Genomic DNA, 15,799 nt, shown 5'->3' on the forward strand with positions numbered 1-15,799 from the left:
ATTCCACGTTTGGATGGTCATCGTCGGGACGTTTGCGAATCGACCCGAAGGTCTTCCTCGGCGGTGATATCCACGCGGTGATATCCATCGCCGTAGTCGTGGAGGTACAGGTGAGGCCCATGGCCGTCAAGAACATGCCAATCCTCCACCGATTCCCCTGCCGGACCGACGATCTCCGCGGTGTCCAGCCACCGGACCGCACCGTCAATCAGGTCGCACCACGAGAGCTGCTCGCCAGGCCCGGCGAGCAACAGGTGGTCGCCATCGAAGGCGAGCGCGTGCACGTCGCCCACCGGACTGTCGTACTCGGTGATGAGCCCGGCCTGTATCCGGATCAGTGAGGGGCTTCGATACGCCCAGGTGGTTCCCGCATGGGAGTTGACGGCATCGTCATAGCAGGCGATCCCCGAGTCCCACAGCCACGTGCCATGGGTATCCCGGCGCACGAGACTGGACGCTCCAGACCAGCCTTCCTCGCCATGCGTGGTCCAGATTGTGCCGGAATCGTCCGAAAAGACCCGCTCGATGTCATCGCCCAGTGCGAATGCGCGCCGATGTGTCCCATCCGGGCCGAACACATGGGCGTTGCGGGAATCCTCGTAGCCTCCGATCCACGGGGTACGGGGGCATGCGATCAGCAGCTCGCCGCGGGGCAGCAGGGCGATCACCGGGTAGGACACGGGAAGGTACGTCAGTTCCAGCCGACGCCACTCACGTGCTTGGTGGGTGTAGAGCACTGCCGGGCAGGACCGCGGCGGCCGGTAAAACGGCATCGACATGTCGTTCGGCCCACGGACGAAGCCTCGGGCCAGACCAGGCTCGCTGGTCGCGAGCATACCGATCACGCCCTCTGAACTGGCCGTGTACGCCAGCCCGGCCTCTCCGTCCGCCAAAGGCGCCGACGGAGCTACAGGCACGGTAGTGAAAACACGCACCTGCACGACCATAAAGCACCTCAACGATGGTGTAGCCCGGCAGCTCGCACCGCGCGCCAACCAGCTCCTCCAACCCCACGTTGATCAGTTCCGCAGGGTTGTCCTTCGGCCCGTGCATTCCGCTGATGTACTCGATCCGCCGCGGTGAAGGACGGCTACCAGCCCGGGTAGCGGCGGTACCAGGCCGCGTCGGTGGGCGGTCGCGGGCCGAACTCGCGCAGGGCATCGTGGGCGAGCGTTTCGATCACATCGCGCAGTTCGAGATCATCCAGCCAGTGTCGCGGGATGGCCGAGACGTCGTAGTGAGCGCCGACGATGTTCCCGCACACCGCGCCGGTCGAGTCACTGTCGCCGGAATGGTTGACCGCCACGACCAAGGCGTCGGCCAGGTCGTCCGTGCTCAGCGCGGCGCAGACACCGATGGCCAGGGCCTCCTCGCCGACCCAGCCGCCGCCGAGGCGGTCGGCGATGAGCTCGGGTGCCGGGCGGCCCTCGGCGGCCAGGTCAATCGCGACTTCCAGGGCCCGGGTCTGTTCCTCGTGGCCGTCCCAGCGCGTCAGCACGGATCGTGCGGTCGCCACTGCGGCGGGCAGGTCGGCGCCGGCAAGGAGCCGATGCACTATCACGGCCAGCGCACCAGCTGAGAGGTAGCCGCTGGGATGGCCGTGCGTCAACGCCGCCGTGGCGGCCGCACGCTCGAAGACCTCGGCGGGATCCGCGCCGTACAGTGCGACCGGGGCGGCCCGCATGACGCCGCCGCACCCCTTTGAGTCGTTGACCCGCTGGGCCAGGGTGCCGGGCCGTGCCGCTGTGCGCGAAACCGCGCAGCGCCCGCACGCAGGTGTTGCCGGGGGCACGGGCGGAAAAGAGCCCGCGGTTGCCGACCAGCCAGCCGGAACTAGAAGGTGCCGCGCTCATCGAGTACGACCCGTCGCCAGCGATGCTGGAGAGCACCGCGCGGTGGATGAGAATCCGGGACGACCTCACCGCGGGGGGTTCACCCCGGCCGAGATCCTGCGGGCCTTCCTCCGCGCCGTCTCCCCCGCATACGACATGCCGGGCCGACGACGGAGATGCTCGCTTGGATGTTCGCCGAGGCATCAGGCACCGAGAGCGCCCGCGAGGTCTGTGAACACCTGATCGCCCTCGGCGAGGCTCCCGTTCCGCCGGGAGCCCTACGGGGCTGTTCGTTCGATGGTTATGCGGTGCACTCGGCCAAGCCGTCGTGGAAGGTCTGGTTGTTGTCGACGTAAGCCCCATATACCCAGCCGTCGACGTCTTCGTGATGGCGCAATCCGTCCCGGAAGTAGATGGCGGCGTCGATGTGGTACCAGACGTTGCCGAGGTTGTTGATGGTCTCGCCGCGTGTCCAGCAGGTGGCGTGTACCGCCGAGCCTTCGTTGTAGTAAAGGTCGCCGTAGCGTTTGTTGGACTCGGAGTTGGTCCAGTCATAGATGCCGACGTTGTGTCCGGCCGACAGCGGAGCCCAGCCGTCGGTGGCCGCGTCGGCGGCTGGGACGGCGGCGAGCGGGGCGATGAGCACTGCACTGGCCGCGGCGGCGCCGGCAAGTGCCCGCCGGATTAGCTTGGTCAAGTGGATCTACCTTTCGTGGGGAGACGTCTGCCTTCCGGGCAGGCTGCACTGATCGAGTACGACCCTGCTGCCACGGAAGGCGACAAGAACTACCTTCGGCGCCTGTGACTGGGTTGGGTTGCCTGGGCGGGGGGTACGGGGGCAACCCCCCGCCCGGCGCTCGCGATCACAGCAGGCGGTGCTCAGTGTCGCGGCGGAGCCCTTAGCTCCGCGTTGGCTACCGTCCGCGCGTTCCCTGCCGACGCAACGGTGAAAAAGCTGCGGCCGGCGGCCTGGCGCTTGCCAGGGAGAGCAGGGGCGGCGGCGCAGCTTGACGTAATGGCGGAACGGGTGGCTGCTTCGTGGCGAAGCGGACGGCGGTCGATCGGTGTCGGCTTCGGCCAGGACTACCGGGACCCCATCGGCCTTCCACCGCCAGAGCGGTGCGCACGCTGGCGGCCGCCGGTCTGGCCGAGACCATCCGTGGCCAGACCGGGCGGACCTACACCCAGCGGCGCTGGGCCCGCCTGGTGGTGATCGGCCCCCTGTGAGGGACGGGACTGCTGGTCCGCAAGCACCGCTACCCGTGCCAGAGCGACGTCGACGTCGCCGACCTCCGCGCCGCCTACGGCCCGGACGCCGAGGTGGCCCTGGCCCAGGCCGCCCGGCACGGCTTTCACTGGTGGTTCGGGCGACGCCGTCCCGACGTGACTCGCGACTGCCAGGTCGCGGTCAGTGAGACCGGCGCCCGCCGGGCCCTGACCATCGCCGAGCGCGCCGAGGAGGAGCGGGCGATCCGGGCCACGGTCGGACGCATGGTGGACGAGACGCCGCGGCTGGCGAGGCGGCGCCGCTGACACCTTGCGGCTCGCCGTAGCTTCGGGAGTCCTGGGCCGTCTACGTGTCCAGCGGTGAGCAGACGTCTGCGACATGGGCCGATCGAGGGTAAGGACCGCCGTCGGGTGCCCTACTGCACTCGGTGCCGGTGAAGCCATGAAGTTTCGAGGATCAAGTAGCGCCAACCCTCCGCGGTCGCGGCCACGGGGTCGAGTAGGTCGTTGAATTCGTCCACCGCGACCAGGAAGATCTGTGCGTCTTTGTAGATCGTGCTGATAGAGACGCGCCCGCCGTCATCGACCAGTTCGAAGGGCATGTATTCCGGGAGAGCGACCAGGGCGATGTGTGTGGTCTTCTCGGGATTGAAGTGAGCGTGACCGTCGCGCGCGACCTTCCAGTCGTGGCCAGGCCAGGTGCGGAGTTCGGACGGTGTGGTCGGAACCAGGATCTTGGCATCAATGAGCATGTCCCGGTCGCTGATGTCGTGACCAGCTCGACGGCCGCCGAAGAGGACCGGGCTGCCTCCCTGTGCTTCGCGCCAAGCGGCGACGACGTACTCGCCGAGGAAGGAGCGTATCGGGCTGAAGGCACTGTCCTCGATCTGCATGTGAACCCCTATTTTTGAGATCTGCGTCGCAACGATCTATTTGCCGAGTCTGTCGAATGCCACTGACAGTCATCGGGCATCGGGGGGTGAGCTCGGATGTCGTGACTCGGGCCCGCTGCGAGCAAGTTCGCGTCGGAGCATGAGGTTTTCTCCGTGAGCTTGTTCGAGTGCGGCTCGAAGTTTCTGCACTTCCTGGCGGTGCTGCTTCTTGAGCTGGGTGATCTGGCTGGTCAGGGTGAAGATGATCGTGTTGTCGGTCTCGGTCGGCGTCGGTAGCTGGGCTGGTCGGCTTTGGGAACGCAGTCTCTCGATGCGGCCGCGTAGGTCGGTGTGGGCGTAGAGGAAGGTGTGGGAAACCCCGGCTTCGCGTTGGACGGCTTGGAAGGTGATCGGGTCGCCGCGCTTGACGAGCGCGCGGATAGCTTGTTCGGCGGCCTCGGTCTTGGCCTGGGACTTGGCTTGGGCAGCGGCGGCCAGGGTGGCGATGCGTCGTTCACGGGCGGTCATGATCGTGGCTTTCGATGGCGGGTCAGGTCGAGGGTGAGCGGGACCGGGCCGGCGGTGGTGCGGCAGCCGGCGCCTTGCACTGCCCGGCACGGTGTGGCTCGCAGGGAGGCCAGCAGACGGGTGAGGGTGTCGCGTTCGGCGTGGCGTTGGGCGAGCCAGACGTTGTCGTCGGGCATCGGACGGCCGTGGCGCTGCTGGAAGGCGGTGGTGGTGCGTTCGATCAGGGCCTCGGAAGTCCACCTCTGCTTCGACGCCTGGGCGGTGCGACTGCGGCACGAATGCCTCGACGGGACCACGGCCGGCCATCGCGCGGATCTCGCCCCGGCGCACCGCGACATACGCGCGGACCATGCCGTAGGAGATGCCGTGTGCCTGATGCTCCTCAAGCAACCGGTCGAAGACTCGCTTCGCGGTGTGCCGCTGCTTGCGCGGCGCGTCCAGATCGGTCCGCAGCATCTGGTCGATCACCGGCTTGTACGGGTGCAAGCGGGTCGGCCGCGGCGGCAGCTTCTTACGCGGCTTGGGCCAGGCCGACTCCAGCGCGTTCTGTACCGTCGGGTGGCCGACGCCGTACTTGCGCATCACGGCACGCTTCGACAGTCCGGCACGGCAGTCCCTGCGGATCGCCGCGTACAGCTCGACCTTGGACTTCGGCGCCATCGACGCCTCCTCGCAACACGGAGCATGGCCATGCCCCCACCGCAAGCCCCCTGGTGTTGCCGAAACTCACCGACATGATTTTGTTCGGGAGAACTACTGACCGCGGTTGTTCGTGAGTTCTGACCACACCTGGCGGCCGGAACCGTGATCAATGTTCGCGAGAACTGACCGCGGTGCGCGGTGCGGACTGGATGCGGCGCGTGGCTGGCGGCGGCACGGGTCTGCGTGTTATCGCTGGCCTGGTCCACAGAGGTTCTCGCCGTCGCGACCAGCGGGCGGGGCCAGGCCCGGAGCCAGGACTCGCCATCGGCGTCAACCTCGCCAGTCAGAAGTACCAGAAGCTGTACATGTGGTGGCCGTGGGCTGCCACGTGGCGCGCGACGATGGCCAGTCCCTGCACGGTGTACTCGCCGTGCGACGCCGCTGCCGCTGACAGCGCCTCAGTATCCGCGACGGCCAGCGCATGGGTGAGCGTGTCGGTGATCGTCACCAGGCCGGCCTCCACGACGCCGGCGCCCTCATCGAAGATTTCAGTGATCTGGACGCAGTGCCTGGGGTCCGCCGCAATCTCCTGGCTGTCCCGGCCGGTGAGGAGCGCTTCCAGCTCGGCCAGTACCTCGGGCCGAAGTTTATCGTCCTCGTGGACAGGTGACCTCCCCAGCCAGTCCCCGAGCTCCGCGATCACGGTCTCATCGTCTGGGGCCGCGAAGACTATGTTCATCTCTCCCACGAGTCCAGATCATCCTCGGAAGTACAGGGAGCCGCTAGGCCTTTCCAGAGGATCAGGCTCGTGACCTCGGGGCGTGGGTTTGCAGCTAACTTCCGTAGATAGCAGCGCGACATCAAGATCCGGCTCCCCGGACCTCCCCCACGATCTTTCGGGGAGGGACTACGCGGTCTGCTGCGAGTCAGCCTGGCGATAAACCGCGATGCGGTCGGAACTCACGACGTAGCGGTGTACTCCCAGGCCAGAACCATGCGGTTCGCCGCGGCGGGCGATCAGTGGCTTGATGTTCTTGGCCCAGACCAGACGCCGGTACTTGTCGTGGTCATAGCCGCGGTCGGCGAGCAGGTGGTCGGGCCTGCGGCGGGGCCGCCCGATGCGTCCGCGCACGGGCGGGACCGCCTCCAGCAGTGGCATCAGCTGGGTGACGTCGTTGCGGTTGCCGCCGGTGAGTGAGACGGCGAGCGGTGTGCCGTGGCCGTCGGTGATGACGCGGTGTTTCGAGCCCGTTCGTGCGCGGTCGACCGGGCTCGGTCCGGTTTTGGACCGCCCTTGAACGCCCGCACGTACGAGCCGTCGATCACCGCCCGGGACCAGTCCAGCTTTCCGGCAGCGTGCAGCTCTGCCAGCAGCACCTGGTGCAGCCGGTCCCACACCCCGGCCTCACGCCATTCGGCCAGGCGGCGCCAGCAGGTCATTCCCGACCCGAACCCCAGCTCTTGGGGCAAGAACTCCCACGCGATACCCGTGTGCAGGACGAACAAGATCCCGCACAGCACCTTCCGATCGTCCAGCCGCTTGCGGCCTGGATGATGCGTACGCCGCTCCACCTTCGGCAACAACGGCTCGATCCGCTCCCACAGACCGTCCCGCACGATCCACGGCGGCTGCTCACCCTTCCTCACACCGAAGATCAAACAGACAGAGCCACCGTCACCGGGCAACAGTGATCATTTTGTTAGGACCTCTTAGTCGTCCTGGCCGCTCGGTTACGGACCGGGCTGTACAGCGCTCTGGCAGGTGGAGGGCACTGGGCGACTCCGGGGTGACGGTGAGGCCAGACCCGTGGGACGGGTCGCGTGAGATTCATGGCGTCGTCGGCGAGGACGCCACGAACTCACCCGCAGTAGCGTGACGGCGTGTTCACAGTCCGTGAGGAAGCGTGTCGGGAGGAGACTGATATGCGCGTGCTGGACAGGCCTGGCCGTCGGGTCGTGGCGGGGCGGGCGGCAGCAGGAGCGGCACGGCGGTTCGCGGTGGCGGCCGCCACCGCGGCCGCGGTGCTCAGCACCGGTCTCGTCGGGGCCGTGCCGGCCCAGGCCCACGGACCGGTGACACCCGGCACCGCCGCCGTCGTCCCGCCCGGCACCTACAGCATCGAGAACGTCGGATTCCGCGGGCAGGTGCTGACCGCGGACGCCCAGAGCAACACGGTCGTCGGTTCGCCGGCGGGCGAGACCGCCACCCAGCGATGGACGGTGGCGCCCGCCGGGGGCGCCTACACCATCAAGAACGTCCAGACGGGCCGGTACGTGGGCAGCGACGGCGACCGGACCGTCCTGCAGGATGCTCCTGCCAGGTGGAACCTGGCCCCGCAACCCGGGTTCCATTACGCGATCCGAAAGTTTGGGGAGGGCCGGGTCATGGAGCTGACTGGCGGCTCCGACGGCGCCCCGGTGCAGCTCAGGCACTACGCCGGCGCCAACGCCCAGTGGGTCATGATGTTGCACCGCGTGGATTGACGCGGGCTGAGGCTGGGGAGCTCGCGCACCGACGTGCTCGCGGCATACCCCGGGATCCCGGGCCGGTCGTCTCGGCCGGTGTGCAGAATCGTGTCGTCCGGTCCGCCCGTCACCCGCGGTGACGGGCGGGGTGGGTCGGGTGGACATAATGTCTGAACCCGACCACCGCCCGGGCTGCGCTCCGGCCCGCCGGAACCCGCCGCTGGTCAGCCCCGCTCGTCATGAACTGACTGATCACCGCCTTTCCGAGCAGGGTGCAGCAGTCCTTCGGTCGTCGGGCATGGTCCCGGTGGTGAGTCGGCGAACGCTTGGGATCGTCAATGAGATGAGTGCCGGCACGGCGATGAGTGCGGCGCAGACCGCAAGGACCGTTCGGGAGCCGAGCGTGTCGGCGGCGACGCCCGCGGCAGCGTAGACGATGGGGGTGGGCAGGACGGTGACGAGTTCCTGGTAGGCGCTGACGCGCCCGAACTGGTCGATTGGGATGTGTCGTTGCGGTGCGGTCACCCGTGCGACCTGTGAGGGCCCGAAGGCGATCCCGGCCAGTAGTGCCCCCGCCACGATGAGGGGCAGGGGCAGGTTGGCGCTCATCGCGGCGAATCCGGCCGCTGTAGACGCGGTGGCGAGGCTCATCAAGATTCCCGGTCGGCGGCTTGGCCATCGGGCGGCGAGGGTGCTGCCGATCGAGGTCGCGGCGGCGAGCGTACCGGTGATGGTTCCCCAGCTGAGGGCGCCGTGCAGATGCTCGCGCGCGTACAGCGGGCCGATCAGCATGGCGGCGAACGCGCCACCGGTCACGCAATCGGCGAGCGTCGTGGTCCACAGCCAGGCTGACGGATCTGCCCGGGGTTTGCTTCCCGGATGTTCGTACGGTCGGAAGGCGTGTGAACAGGATGGCGGCGGTGCCAAGGCAAAGGAACCGCGGTCATGAAGCTGACGACCATGACCCAGGTCACCCTCGATGGAGTGATGCAGGGAAACGGCGCCGCGTCGGATGACCGCAGGAACGGATTCGAGCGCGGCGGTCGCACGCCTGCGCCGCGGCACGTGCCCTGCTCGCCTGCCGGCTCCTCCAGTCCGGCCTCGTAGGCGGGCCGCCGCCGGGCGGCCGGGTGGTCCATGCTCCCGGCGGCCAGCGCGGACTGACTTTATGGTGCGGTATCTCCATCCCCGTAACTAGGGGTAGCGCAGGTGGCACGGTTTCTTTGGGACTGGTGACCTCGCAGGTGAAAGGGCTGATCGGCCGGAACGATCTGTGTCCCGTCCGTATCAGTGACAGTTTTGCTTCTTTCGCTGCGTCTGGGTCGTATGGTCCCGTCAAGTTGCGCTCAGTTCCCTTACGATCACCCGCCGTGATGGAGTGGTCGTTCTTCCGATCGCGATCGGTGGGAGAGGTGGTATCGGCTCGTCAACGCTGCTTGAGGGAAATCCCGCGCCGTTGGGGTGCGGATGTTCGCGGAGGAGGGGTCTGTGATGGGCACTTCAGGACGGGGAGTCGGGCAGGGCGGCGGCCGGTGGGCGCAGCTGCCGGTGTGGAAGGGCGTGCTGGTGCTGGGAGTGGTGGCGCCGGCCGTCGCGGTGGCGGCGGGAGGTGCGGTGGCGGCGGGTGGTGGGTCACGGGTGCGGGCGGCCGGCACTCAGATCGCATGCACGAGCATGGCCGGTTCCACCACCTTCAGCCCCGGGATCACGGGCACCTCGCAGTCGATCGAGGCGACTTCCGCCACGGGGCCGCAGAACCCGAGGCTGACCGGTTGTTCCGCTGCCAGCCAGCCCGCCATCGTCAGCGGGACAGTGGCGTGGTCGAAGGTGACGGGGACCGCCGACTGCACGACCAGCAACGGGAGCGGCACCTTCACCGTCACCTGGAAGGACGCCTCCGGCGGGATCGTCGGCACGAGCACGATCACCGGTTCGGCCGGTTTCACCATCGACCCCAGAGGCGCCATCACCGTCTCCGGCTCTGGGACCGTCACCGCGGGACTGTTCAGCGGCGGGACGGCCCTGCCGGTGTTCCTCGGGGTGGCGGCCGACCTGACCAAGTGCGCGACCACCGGCGTGACCAGCGCCTCCAGTGGCGGGAGCTTCGCGATCGCCTGATCAGCACCGTCCTGGCCTGGGACGACCGTCCTGTCCCTGGCCAGGGAGGGGCTGGCCCCCGCAAGGCCCCGGGCGGGTCGGCTGGAGGCCACCCACGCCGGGTGCATCTTTCGTGCATTCCTTCCGTTCGGACAAACCTGTAGGTGATCGGAGGCTGGACGGGTGAGGCTGAGCACGCTTGCCGGTTCCCGGCCGGTCCCGCACGGTCCCGGGTTGTTCTACCGCTGGGCGGTGGTGGCGGCGCGCAACCATCGGAGGGTCCTTGCGTGCTGGCTGGCCGCCGTGGCGTTCGCGCTGGCGCTGTCGCCGGTTCTGCTGGGTTCGCTGGGAACGCCGCCGCTCACGGTGGAGGGTTCCGCCTCCGCGCGCGCCGAGGCGGCTCTGGCTCGGGGTGTGCCCCTGTTGGGGCGGGAGCAGATGATCGGGGTGTTCCACTCCGCCGGCTTGACCGCGGCCGATCCGCTGTATCAGCACGCGGTGGAGGGCGGCTACCGGGCGCTGCAACGCCAGCCCGGGATCACCTCGGTCATCCCGCTTCCGCGGCCGGGGGGCGCCCCCGCCGGGGCGGTTCCGGCCGGCCCGTACCGGCCTGGCGCGCTGCCCTACCGGTCGCCGGACAACCTCTACGCCTTCGTCGGGGTCACCGGATCCGAGCGGGATCGGCTGCGTCGTTTCCCCGCGCAGCGCGCGGCGCTGGAACAGGCCACGCAGCGGCTCTCCCGCGGGCGGGTCAGCGCCTATCTGGTCGGCACGACGGCTTTGGGATACGACGTCAGAAACATCGAGGTCGCCGACGTGCGGCAGATCGAGGGCGTCGCGGTGCCCCTGGCCCTGATCGTGCTGGTCGTGGGGCTGGGTGGGCTCGGCGCCGCGGTCGTGCCGCTGATCATGGCCGCGGTGGCGATCGTCGTCACGCTCGGGGTGTTCGCGGTCGTCGGCAGGGTGGCCGGTTTCGACGCGTTTTTGCTGACGGTCGTCGGCGTGGTCGGGCTCGGTGTCGGCGTCGACTACTCGCTGCTGGTGGTCAGCCGCTACCGGGAGGAGCTGGGCCGCGGCCTCACGCGTGAGCACGCGGCCGGGGTGGCGGTGGCCACCGCCGGCCGGACCGTGTCCTACAGCGCGGCGGTGGCGGCGGTGGCGGCGCTCAGCCTGCTGCTGGTACGGGTCGCGATCTTCCGTGAGTTCGCCTTCGGCGCGTTCGTGGTGATCGTGGTGGCGATGGGCGCGGCGCTCAGCCTGCTGCCCGCCTTCCTGGTGTGGTGGACGCCGTGGCTGGATCGGGGAATGGTGCCGTGGCGGCGCAGGTCCTATGAGGCGGTGTTGTCCGATGAGGGGGTCTGGGCACGCTGGGCCCGGCAGCTGATGCGCCACCCGTGGCCCTACCTGATCGGTGCCGGCGTCCTGCTGGTCGGCTGCGCGGCGCCCGCTTCGGCGTTGCGGCCCTACCCCGACATCCAGCGGCAGACCCTGGCCCGCACCTCCAGCGGCCGCGGGCTGGCGGTGCTGGAAGGCGACTTTTTCGGCGGCGCCCCAGGCACGATCACGGTGCTGGTCGCGCGGCGGCCCCGCACCCTGCCGCCGAAGGTCACCGCGCTCACCGGCGCCCTGTCCGCCGACCCGCAGGTGGCCGCGGTCATCTCCATCACCGGCCGCGACGTCACCGTGCTGGGCGCGGTACCGCGGGAGGGCCCGGACTCACCACGCACCGCCGACCTGGTCCGCCGGATCCGCACCCAGATCGTGCCCGCCGCCGCGCCCGTCGGCCACCGGGTCCTCGTCGGAGGACCCAGCGCTCTGCTGGTCGACGCCCACCACGAATTCACCACCAGGCTATGGTGGCTGATCGGCCTGATCCTGACGGCGTCCCTGGTGTTGCTGACCCTCATGCTGGGCAGCCTGCTGCTGCCGTTCAAGGCGGTCGCGATGAACCTCGTCGCCGTAGGCGCCGGCTACGGGCTGCTCGCCGTCTGCCAGCACATTCTGCCAGGAGGGGTCCTCGGCTCCGCCGGTGCCGTGCAGTTCTATTTGCCGTTGCTGGTGTTCGCGTTCTTGTTCGGGCTGTCCATGGATTATGAAATCTTCCTGGTCCGCCGCATCCAGGAGATCTACCGCGCCACCGGCGACAACACTCATGCGGTGGCCGCGGGGCTACAGCGCACCGCACGGCCGATTTTCCTGGCCGCCGCCATCATGGTCGCCGTCTTCGCCGCACTGTTCACCTCCCGCATCCTGGAGATCCGGCAGTTCGGCTTCGTGCTGATGGTCGCCTTCGCCGTGGAGGCCACCCTGATCCGGCTCCTGTTGGTCCCTGCGGCGATGCGGATCCTCGGCCGCTGGAACTGGTGGCTGCCCAGCCTTAGGAGGAAGCATGTCCACAGATCTCGGCCTGGCGCTGCCCCTGGGGCAGGCGAGCCTGGAGGTCACCCAGTTCCGGACCCGGGTGCGGGCTCTGGTGACCGACCGGGTGGTGCCGCTGGTGCCAGAGGCCGAGCGTGAGCGGAAGTTCCCGGCGGAGGCGGTGGGCGTGCTCGGGCTGGCCGGGTTGTTCCGTGAGCGGTGGTCGGGCGGACCGCACGGGGATCTGGGCAAAAGCGTGATGCTCGCCGAGGAGTTCGGCCGGGCCGGGCTGGGCGGAGTCGGGGTGGGGGTGGGTCTGCATCTGGAGGCGGCGGTGCCGCTGTTGCGGGGTTTCGCGCGCACCGAGTACGCCAGGAAGGTCCTCGACCACGCTTTGGATGGCCGGTTCGTGTGCTGTGTGGCCACCTCTGAGCAGGAGGTCGGCTCCAATCTGGCCGAGGTCGGCACCGAGCTGAGCCGTGAAGGCGGCCGATGGCGGCTGCGCGGAACGAAATGGTTCGTCTCACCGGGAGCAGCCGCGGACGTCGTGCTGGTGCTGTGCCGCGCGAGTGAGGGCCTTGCGCTGGCGCTGGTACGCCGGGAGGGGGTGCGGGTGGTCAAGAAGGTGGACACGATGGGCATGCGGGGGCTGGAGACCTGCCGGCTGGCTTTCGACACCGAGATCCCCGACGAGGCGATCCTGGTCCGCCCGGGGACGGCGCTGCCCGCGATAGGTTCCGCGCTGGTCTATGAGCGGCTCTCGACCGCGGCGATGATGCTCGGCGTGCTCAACCTGGCCTTGCTGGTCACCGCGACCCATTTACGGCGCAGAAAACAGTTCGGCGTACCGCTGTATGAGCATCAGGTGCTCCGGCTGCGGTTGGCCGACCTCATCGCCCAGACCACGCTCGCCCGGCGGGGGCTGTACGCCGCCGTGGCGGAGTTCACCGCGGCGGGCGTGGCGAACATGTGCGAGGTCGCTGGAATCAAGGCGACCGTGGCGCGCATGGCCGAGCGCGTCGCCAGCGAATGCGCGCACGTGTTCGGCGGCCACGGCTACGTCGAGGACGAAACGTGCTTCCCCCAGCTCCTGCGCGACATCCGGATCGGCCGGGTAGGTGCCGGGACCGACGAGATGATGTGGGAACTCGCGGCCAAGGGCATGCGCACCGACGACGCCCTGTACGACCGGTGGGTGTGGTCGTGACCGGCACGATGCTGGTCACCGGCGCCACCGGTGTGATCGGACATGAGCTGGTCCAGCAGGCGGCCGAGCGGGGCTGGGAGGTAGTGGGCTGCGCGACCACTGCCGCCGGTGGCGCCATCCCGTGGGTCATGGGAGTGCAGCCGGTGCCCCGGGAGCTGCGGCGCGGCTGGGATGTGATCGTGCATCTGGCCGGCAGGCCCCGGGTCGACATGTCCCCGGAGCAGGCCCAGGCCGCGAACGTGGCCCCGGTCCTGGCTCTGGCCGGGATCATCACCCCGCAGACCCATCTGATCCATGTGTCCACCGCCTTCGCGACGGGCCTGTGCGGAACCGTGGACTCGGCTGATCTGCGGGACTACCGCAACAGCTATGAGTGGTCCAAGGCCTGGTGTGAACGGGTGGCGATCGAACGGTACGCGCCGCTGAGCATCGTCCGGCCGTGCCTGGTCATCGGGCGCCGGAGCGATGGCGCCGTCGCCCGATTCTGCGGCCTGTACGAGTTCGTCTACGGCCTGGGCATGGGAATGGTCCCGGCGATCGCCGGCCTTCCCGAGGGACTGGTCGACCTTGTGTCGGTCTGCGACGTCGCCGACTGCATCCTGCGGCTGGCCGCCCAGGCGCCGGCACGCAGCACCCGGGTGGAGTCTCTGGGCCGGGGAGCAGGTGCGCTGACCGTCCAGATGGTCACCGAGCAGACCTTCGCCGCCATCAACCAGTTCCGGGCCGGCAAGGGGCTTCCCGCCATGGAGCTCCCGCCCTTCGCCGGGCCCCTCGTCGGCCCCGGCGGCCGGGCGGCGGCTTCGGTGAGGCCGGCCCGCAGGGTGATGGAGGCGATGATGGAGTACCTGTGGATGCGCGACCCCCTCCCGGTCACCTGGCGCGTCGACCCCATGGAGGAATGCCTCGCCCAGGCAGTGCGCTGGTGGGCGGTGCGCCGCCCCGAGATGACGCTGCAGATGACAGCCCCCTGGGAGCGCAGATGAGCGCTCTGGCCCGCCCGGGGCAGGCTCCCGTCTTCGGTGAGCGGGAACTCCTCGCGCACATCCAGCAGATACGGCAGCCGGTACATCTTGTGTCACGGATCCGCGACGGGGCCATCGGCGTGGCGTCCAGCACCGAAGATCTGCTCAGCGCCGGTTGCCGGCCGCTCGGCACGCTTCCACCGCTGTACCCGGAGTGGCTGGGCGACCGCTCGTTCGGCACGGCGCACAACGTGCGTTTCCCGTATGTGGCGGGCGAGATGGCCAACGGCATCGCCACCACCCGGCTGGTGATCGAGATGGCTCGGGCCCAGATGCTCGGCTTCTTCGGCGCCGCCGGACTCGAGCCCGGACAGGTCGAGCGGGCGGTCGATGAGCTGTCCGCCGGGCTGCGGGGAACCCCCAACTGGGGGGTCAATCTGATCCACTCACCGGCCGAGCCCGAACTGGAGGAACGGGTCGCCGAACTGCTCGTCCGGCGGGGGGTGCCCCGGATCTCGGCTTCGGCGTACATGACGCTGACCCCGGCGGTCGTCCGGTGTTCCGCGACCGGGCTGCGCGAGGACGGGCAGGGCGGCGTCACCCGGCGCACCCATCTGTTCGCCAAGGTCTCCCATCCGGACGTCGCCGCGCTGTTCATGTCGCCGGCTCCGGAAGAGCTGCTGACCGTGCTGGTGGGCCGGGGACAGCTCACCGAGGCCGAGGCACGGCTGGCCGCCCGGGTGCCGGTGGCGGCCGACGTCACGGTCGAGGCCGACAGCGGCGGCCACACCGACAACCGGCCGTTGGTCGTGATCCTCCCGGTGATGCTCGCGTTGCGCGACCAACTGTGCCGCCGGTTCGGCTATGCCGCTCCGATCCGGGTCGGCGCGGCCGGTGGCCTCGGCACTCCCGGCGGGGTGGCCGCGGCGTTCGCGCTGGGCGCCGCCTACGTCATGACCGGTTCGGTGAACCAGATGGCGGTCGAAGCGGGTGTGTCAGAGCAGGCCAAGGCCATGCTGGCGGAGGCCGGGCCCGCCGACGTCATGATGGCACCGTCGGCGGACATGTTCGAACTCGGTGTCAGGCTGCAGGTGCTGCGCCGGAGCACGATGTTCGGCCCCCGCGCCGCCCGGTTGTACCAGATCTACCGCGAGCACCCCTCGCTGGAATCGATCCCCGAGCCGGTGCGGGAAAAGCTCGAGCGGACGGTGCTGCACGCCTCACTCGAAGAGGTCTGGCAGGAGACCCGCCGGTTCTGGGAGCAGCGCGATCCGGCCGAGCTCGACCGGGCAGAGCGTGATGCCAAACATCGGATGGCCTTGGCCTTCCGGTGGTACCTGGGGCGTTCAAGCCGCTGGGCGATCGACGGCGACACCGGCCGCCGTACCGACTACCAGCTCTGGTGCGGTCCGGCGGCCGGTGCTTTCAACCAGTGGGCCGCCGGGACCTTCCTCGCCGAGCCGGCCGGCCGGACCGTCGTCCAGATCGCGCGCAACCTGATGGAGGGCGCGGCCGTACTCACCCGCGCCCACCAGCTCCGCACCTATGGCCTGACGGTGCCACAGGCCGGATTCGCCTACCAGCCTCGCCGATTGACCTGAACCTTCG

Annotated in this window: 14 protein-coding genes and 1 pseudogene; 7 read left to right on the forward strand and 8 right to left on the reverse strand. The window is 69.2% G+C overall.

Annotated features, from left to right (window positions below):
• Positions 1-17 precede the first annotated feature (17 nt).
• The 3 genes from AB0I04_RS50655 to AB0I04_RS50665 form a co-directional block, all read right to left on the reverse strand.
• Positions 18-947, reverse strand: a complete 930-nt coding sequence (locus tag AB0I04_RS50655) for a hypothetical protein (RefSeq protein ID WP_360902577.1) — start codon at positions 945-947, stop codon at positions 18-20.
• 143 nt (positions 948-1,090) lie between these two features.
• Complete coding sequence (locus tag AB0I04_RS50660; RefSeq protein WP_360902580.1) at positions 1,091-1,792, reverse strand: ADP-ribosylglycohydrolase family protein; 702 nt, start codon at positions 1,790-1,792, stop codon at positions 1,091-1,093.
• A 341-nt stretch (positions 1,793-2,133) separates the two neighbouring features.
• Complete coding sequence (locus AB0I04_RS50665) at positions 2,134-2,529, reverse strand: hypothetical protein (protein WP_360902583.1); 396 nt, start codon at positions 2,527-2,529, stop codon at positions 2,134-2,136.
• Between the two features lie 623 nt (positions 2,530-3,152).
• Between AB0I04_RS50665 and AB0I04_RS50670 the strand changes: the two genes are divergently transcribed.
• Positions 3,153-3,365, forward strand: coding sequence for a hypothetical protein (locus AB0I04_RS50670; RefSeq protein WP_360902586.1), 213 nt, complete (start codon positions 3,153-3,155; stop codon positions 3,363-3,365).
• 110 nt (positions 3,366-3,475) lie between these two features.
• Here AB0I04_RS50670 and AB0I04_RS50675 read toward each other — a convergent pair whose 3' ends face one another.
• The 4 genes and pseudogenes from AB0I04_RS50675 to AB0I04_RS50690 form a co-directional block, all read right to left on the reverse strand.
• Complete coding sequence (locus tag AB0I04_RS50675; protein WP_360902589.1) at positions 3,476-3,952, reverse strand: hypothetical protein; 477 nt, start codon at positions 3,950-3,952, stop codon at positions 3,476-3,478.
• Between the two features lie 69 nt (positions 3,953-4,021).
• Complete coding sequence (locus AB0I04_RS50680) at positions 4,022-4,810, reverse strand: DUF6262 family protein (RefSeq protein ID WP_360902642.1); 789 nt, start codon at positions 4,808-4,810, stop codon at positions 4,022-4,024.
• 634 nt (positions 4,811-5,444) lie between these two features.
• Positions 5,445-5,849: a hypothetical protein gene (locus tag AB0I04_RS50685; RefSeq protein ID WP_360902592.1), complete on the reverse strand. Its 405-nt coding sequence runs from the start codon at positions 5,847-5,849 to the stop codon at positions 5,445-5,447.
• 213 nt (positions 5,850-6,062) lie between these two features.
• Positions 6,063-6,721: pseudogene (locus AB0I04_RS50690) on the reverse strand (IS5 family transposase); the annotation flags it as partial.
• A 303-nt stretch (positions 6,722-7,024) separates the two neighbouring features.
• Here AB0I04_RS50690 and AB0I04_RS50695 point away from each other — a divergent pair.
• Positions 7,025-7,585 carry an RICIN domain-containing protein gene (locus AB0I04_RS50695; protein WP_360902595.1) on the forward strand — a complete coding sequence of 187 codons (561 nt, stop codon included), beginning with the start codon at positions 7,025-7,027 and terminating at the stop codon, positions 7,583-7,585.
• Between the two features lie 234 nt (positions 7,586-7,819).
• On the opposite strand, the gene AB0I04_RS50700 is transcribed toward AB0I04_RS50695, so the two are convergent.
• The gene (locus AB0I04_RS50700) at positions 7,820-8,632 is read right to left on the reverse strand and encodes a hypothetical protein (RefSeq protein ID WP_360902598.1); all 813 of its coding nucleotides are present in this window, start codon (positions 8,630-8,632) and stop codon (positions 7,820-7,822) included.
• Between the two features lie 426 nt (positions 8,633-9,058).
• Here AB0I04_RS50700 and AB0I04_RS50705 point away from each other — a divergent pair, with 426 nt between their 5' ends.
• From AB0I04_RS50705 to AB0I04_RS50725, 5 genes are all read left to right on the forward strand, one after another.
• Complete coding sequence (locus tag AB0I04_RS50705; protein ID WP_360902601.1) at positions 9,059-9,685, forward strand: hypothetical protein; 627 nt, start codon at positions 9,059-9,061, stop codon at positions 9,683-9,685.
• A 162-nt stretch (positions 9,686-9,847) separates the two neighbouring features.
• Positions 9,848-12,181: an efflux RND transporter permease subunit gene (locus AB0I04_RS50710; RefSeq protein ID WP_360902603.1), complete on the forward strand. Its 2,334-nt coding sequence runs from the start codon at positions 9,848-9,850 to the stop codon at positions 12,179-12,181.
• The gene (locus tag AB0I04_RS50715) at positions 12,162-13,229 is read left to right on the forward strand and encodes an acyl-CoA dehydrogenase (protein WP_360902645.1); all 1,068 of its coding nucleotides are present in this window, start codon (positions 12,162-12,164) and stop codon (positions 13,227-13,229) included. The genes AB0I04_RS50710 and AB0I04_RS50715 overlap by 20 nt, the downstream gene beginning before the upstream one ends.
• Complete coding sequence (locus AB0I04_RS50720; RefSeq protein WP_360902606.1) at positions 13,226-14,212, forward strand: SDR family oxidoreductase; 987 nt, start codon at positions 13,226-13,228, stop codon at positions 14,210-14,212. The genes AB0I04_RS50715 and AB0I04_RS50720 overlap by 4 nt, the downstream gene beginning before the upstream one ends.
• A complete protein-coding gene (locus tag AB0I04_RS50725) occupies positions 14,209-15,792 on the forward strand; it encodes a PfaD family polyunsaturated fatty acid/polyketide biosynthesis protein (RefSeq protein WP_360902609.1) in 1,584 nt (527 codons plus the stop codon). The genes AB0I04_RS50720 and AB0I04_RS50725 overlap by 4 nt, the downstream gene beginning before the upstream one ends.
• Positions 15,793-15,799 lie beyond the last annotated feature (7 nt).

Source organism: Actinoallomurus sp. NPDC050550, assembly GCF_040655075.1.
In the GTDB taxonomy this organism is placed as follows: Bacteria; Actinomycetota; Actinomycetes; order Streptosporangiales; family Streptosporangiaceae; genus Actinoallomurus.

Excerpts from the sequence above, each read along its gene's own strand:
- AB0I04_RS50655 (WP_360902577.1), bottom strand. The coding sequence starts at position 947 with ATGGTCGTGCAGGTGCGTGTTTTCACTACCGTGCCTGTAGCTCCGTCG.
- AB0I04_RS50675 (WP_360902589.1), bottom strand. The coding sequence starts at position 3,952 with ATGCAGATCGAGGACAGTGCCTTCAGCCCGATACGCTCCTTCCTCGGC.
- AB0I04_RS50680 (WP_360902642.1), bottom strand. The coding sequence starts at position 4,810 with ATGGTCCGCGCGTATGTCGCGGTGCGCCGGGGCGAGATCCGCGCGATG.
- AB0I04_RS50695 (WP_360902595.1), top strand. The coding sequence starts at position 7,025 with ATGCGCGTGCTGGACAGGCCTGGCCGTCGGGTCGTGGCGGGGCGGGCG.
- AB0I04_RS50705 (WP_360902601.1), top strand. The coding sequence starts at position 9,059 with ATGGGCACTTCAGGACGGGGAGTCGGGCAGGGCGGCGGCCGGTGGGCG.
- AB0I04_RS50725 (WP_360902609.1), top strand. The coding sequence starts at position 14,209 with ATGAGCGCTCTGGCCCGCCCGGGGCAGGCTCCCGTCTTCGGTGAGCGG.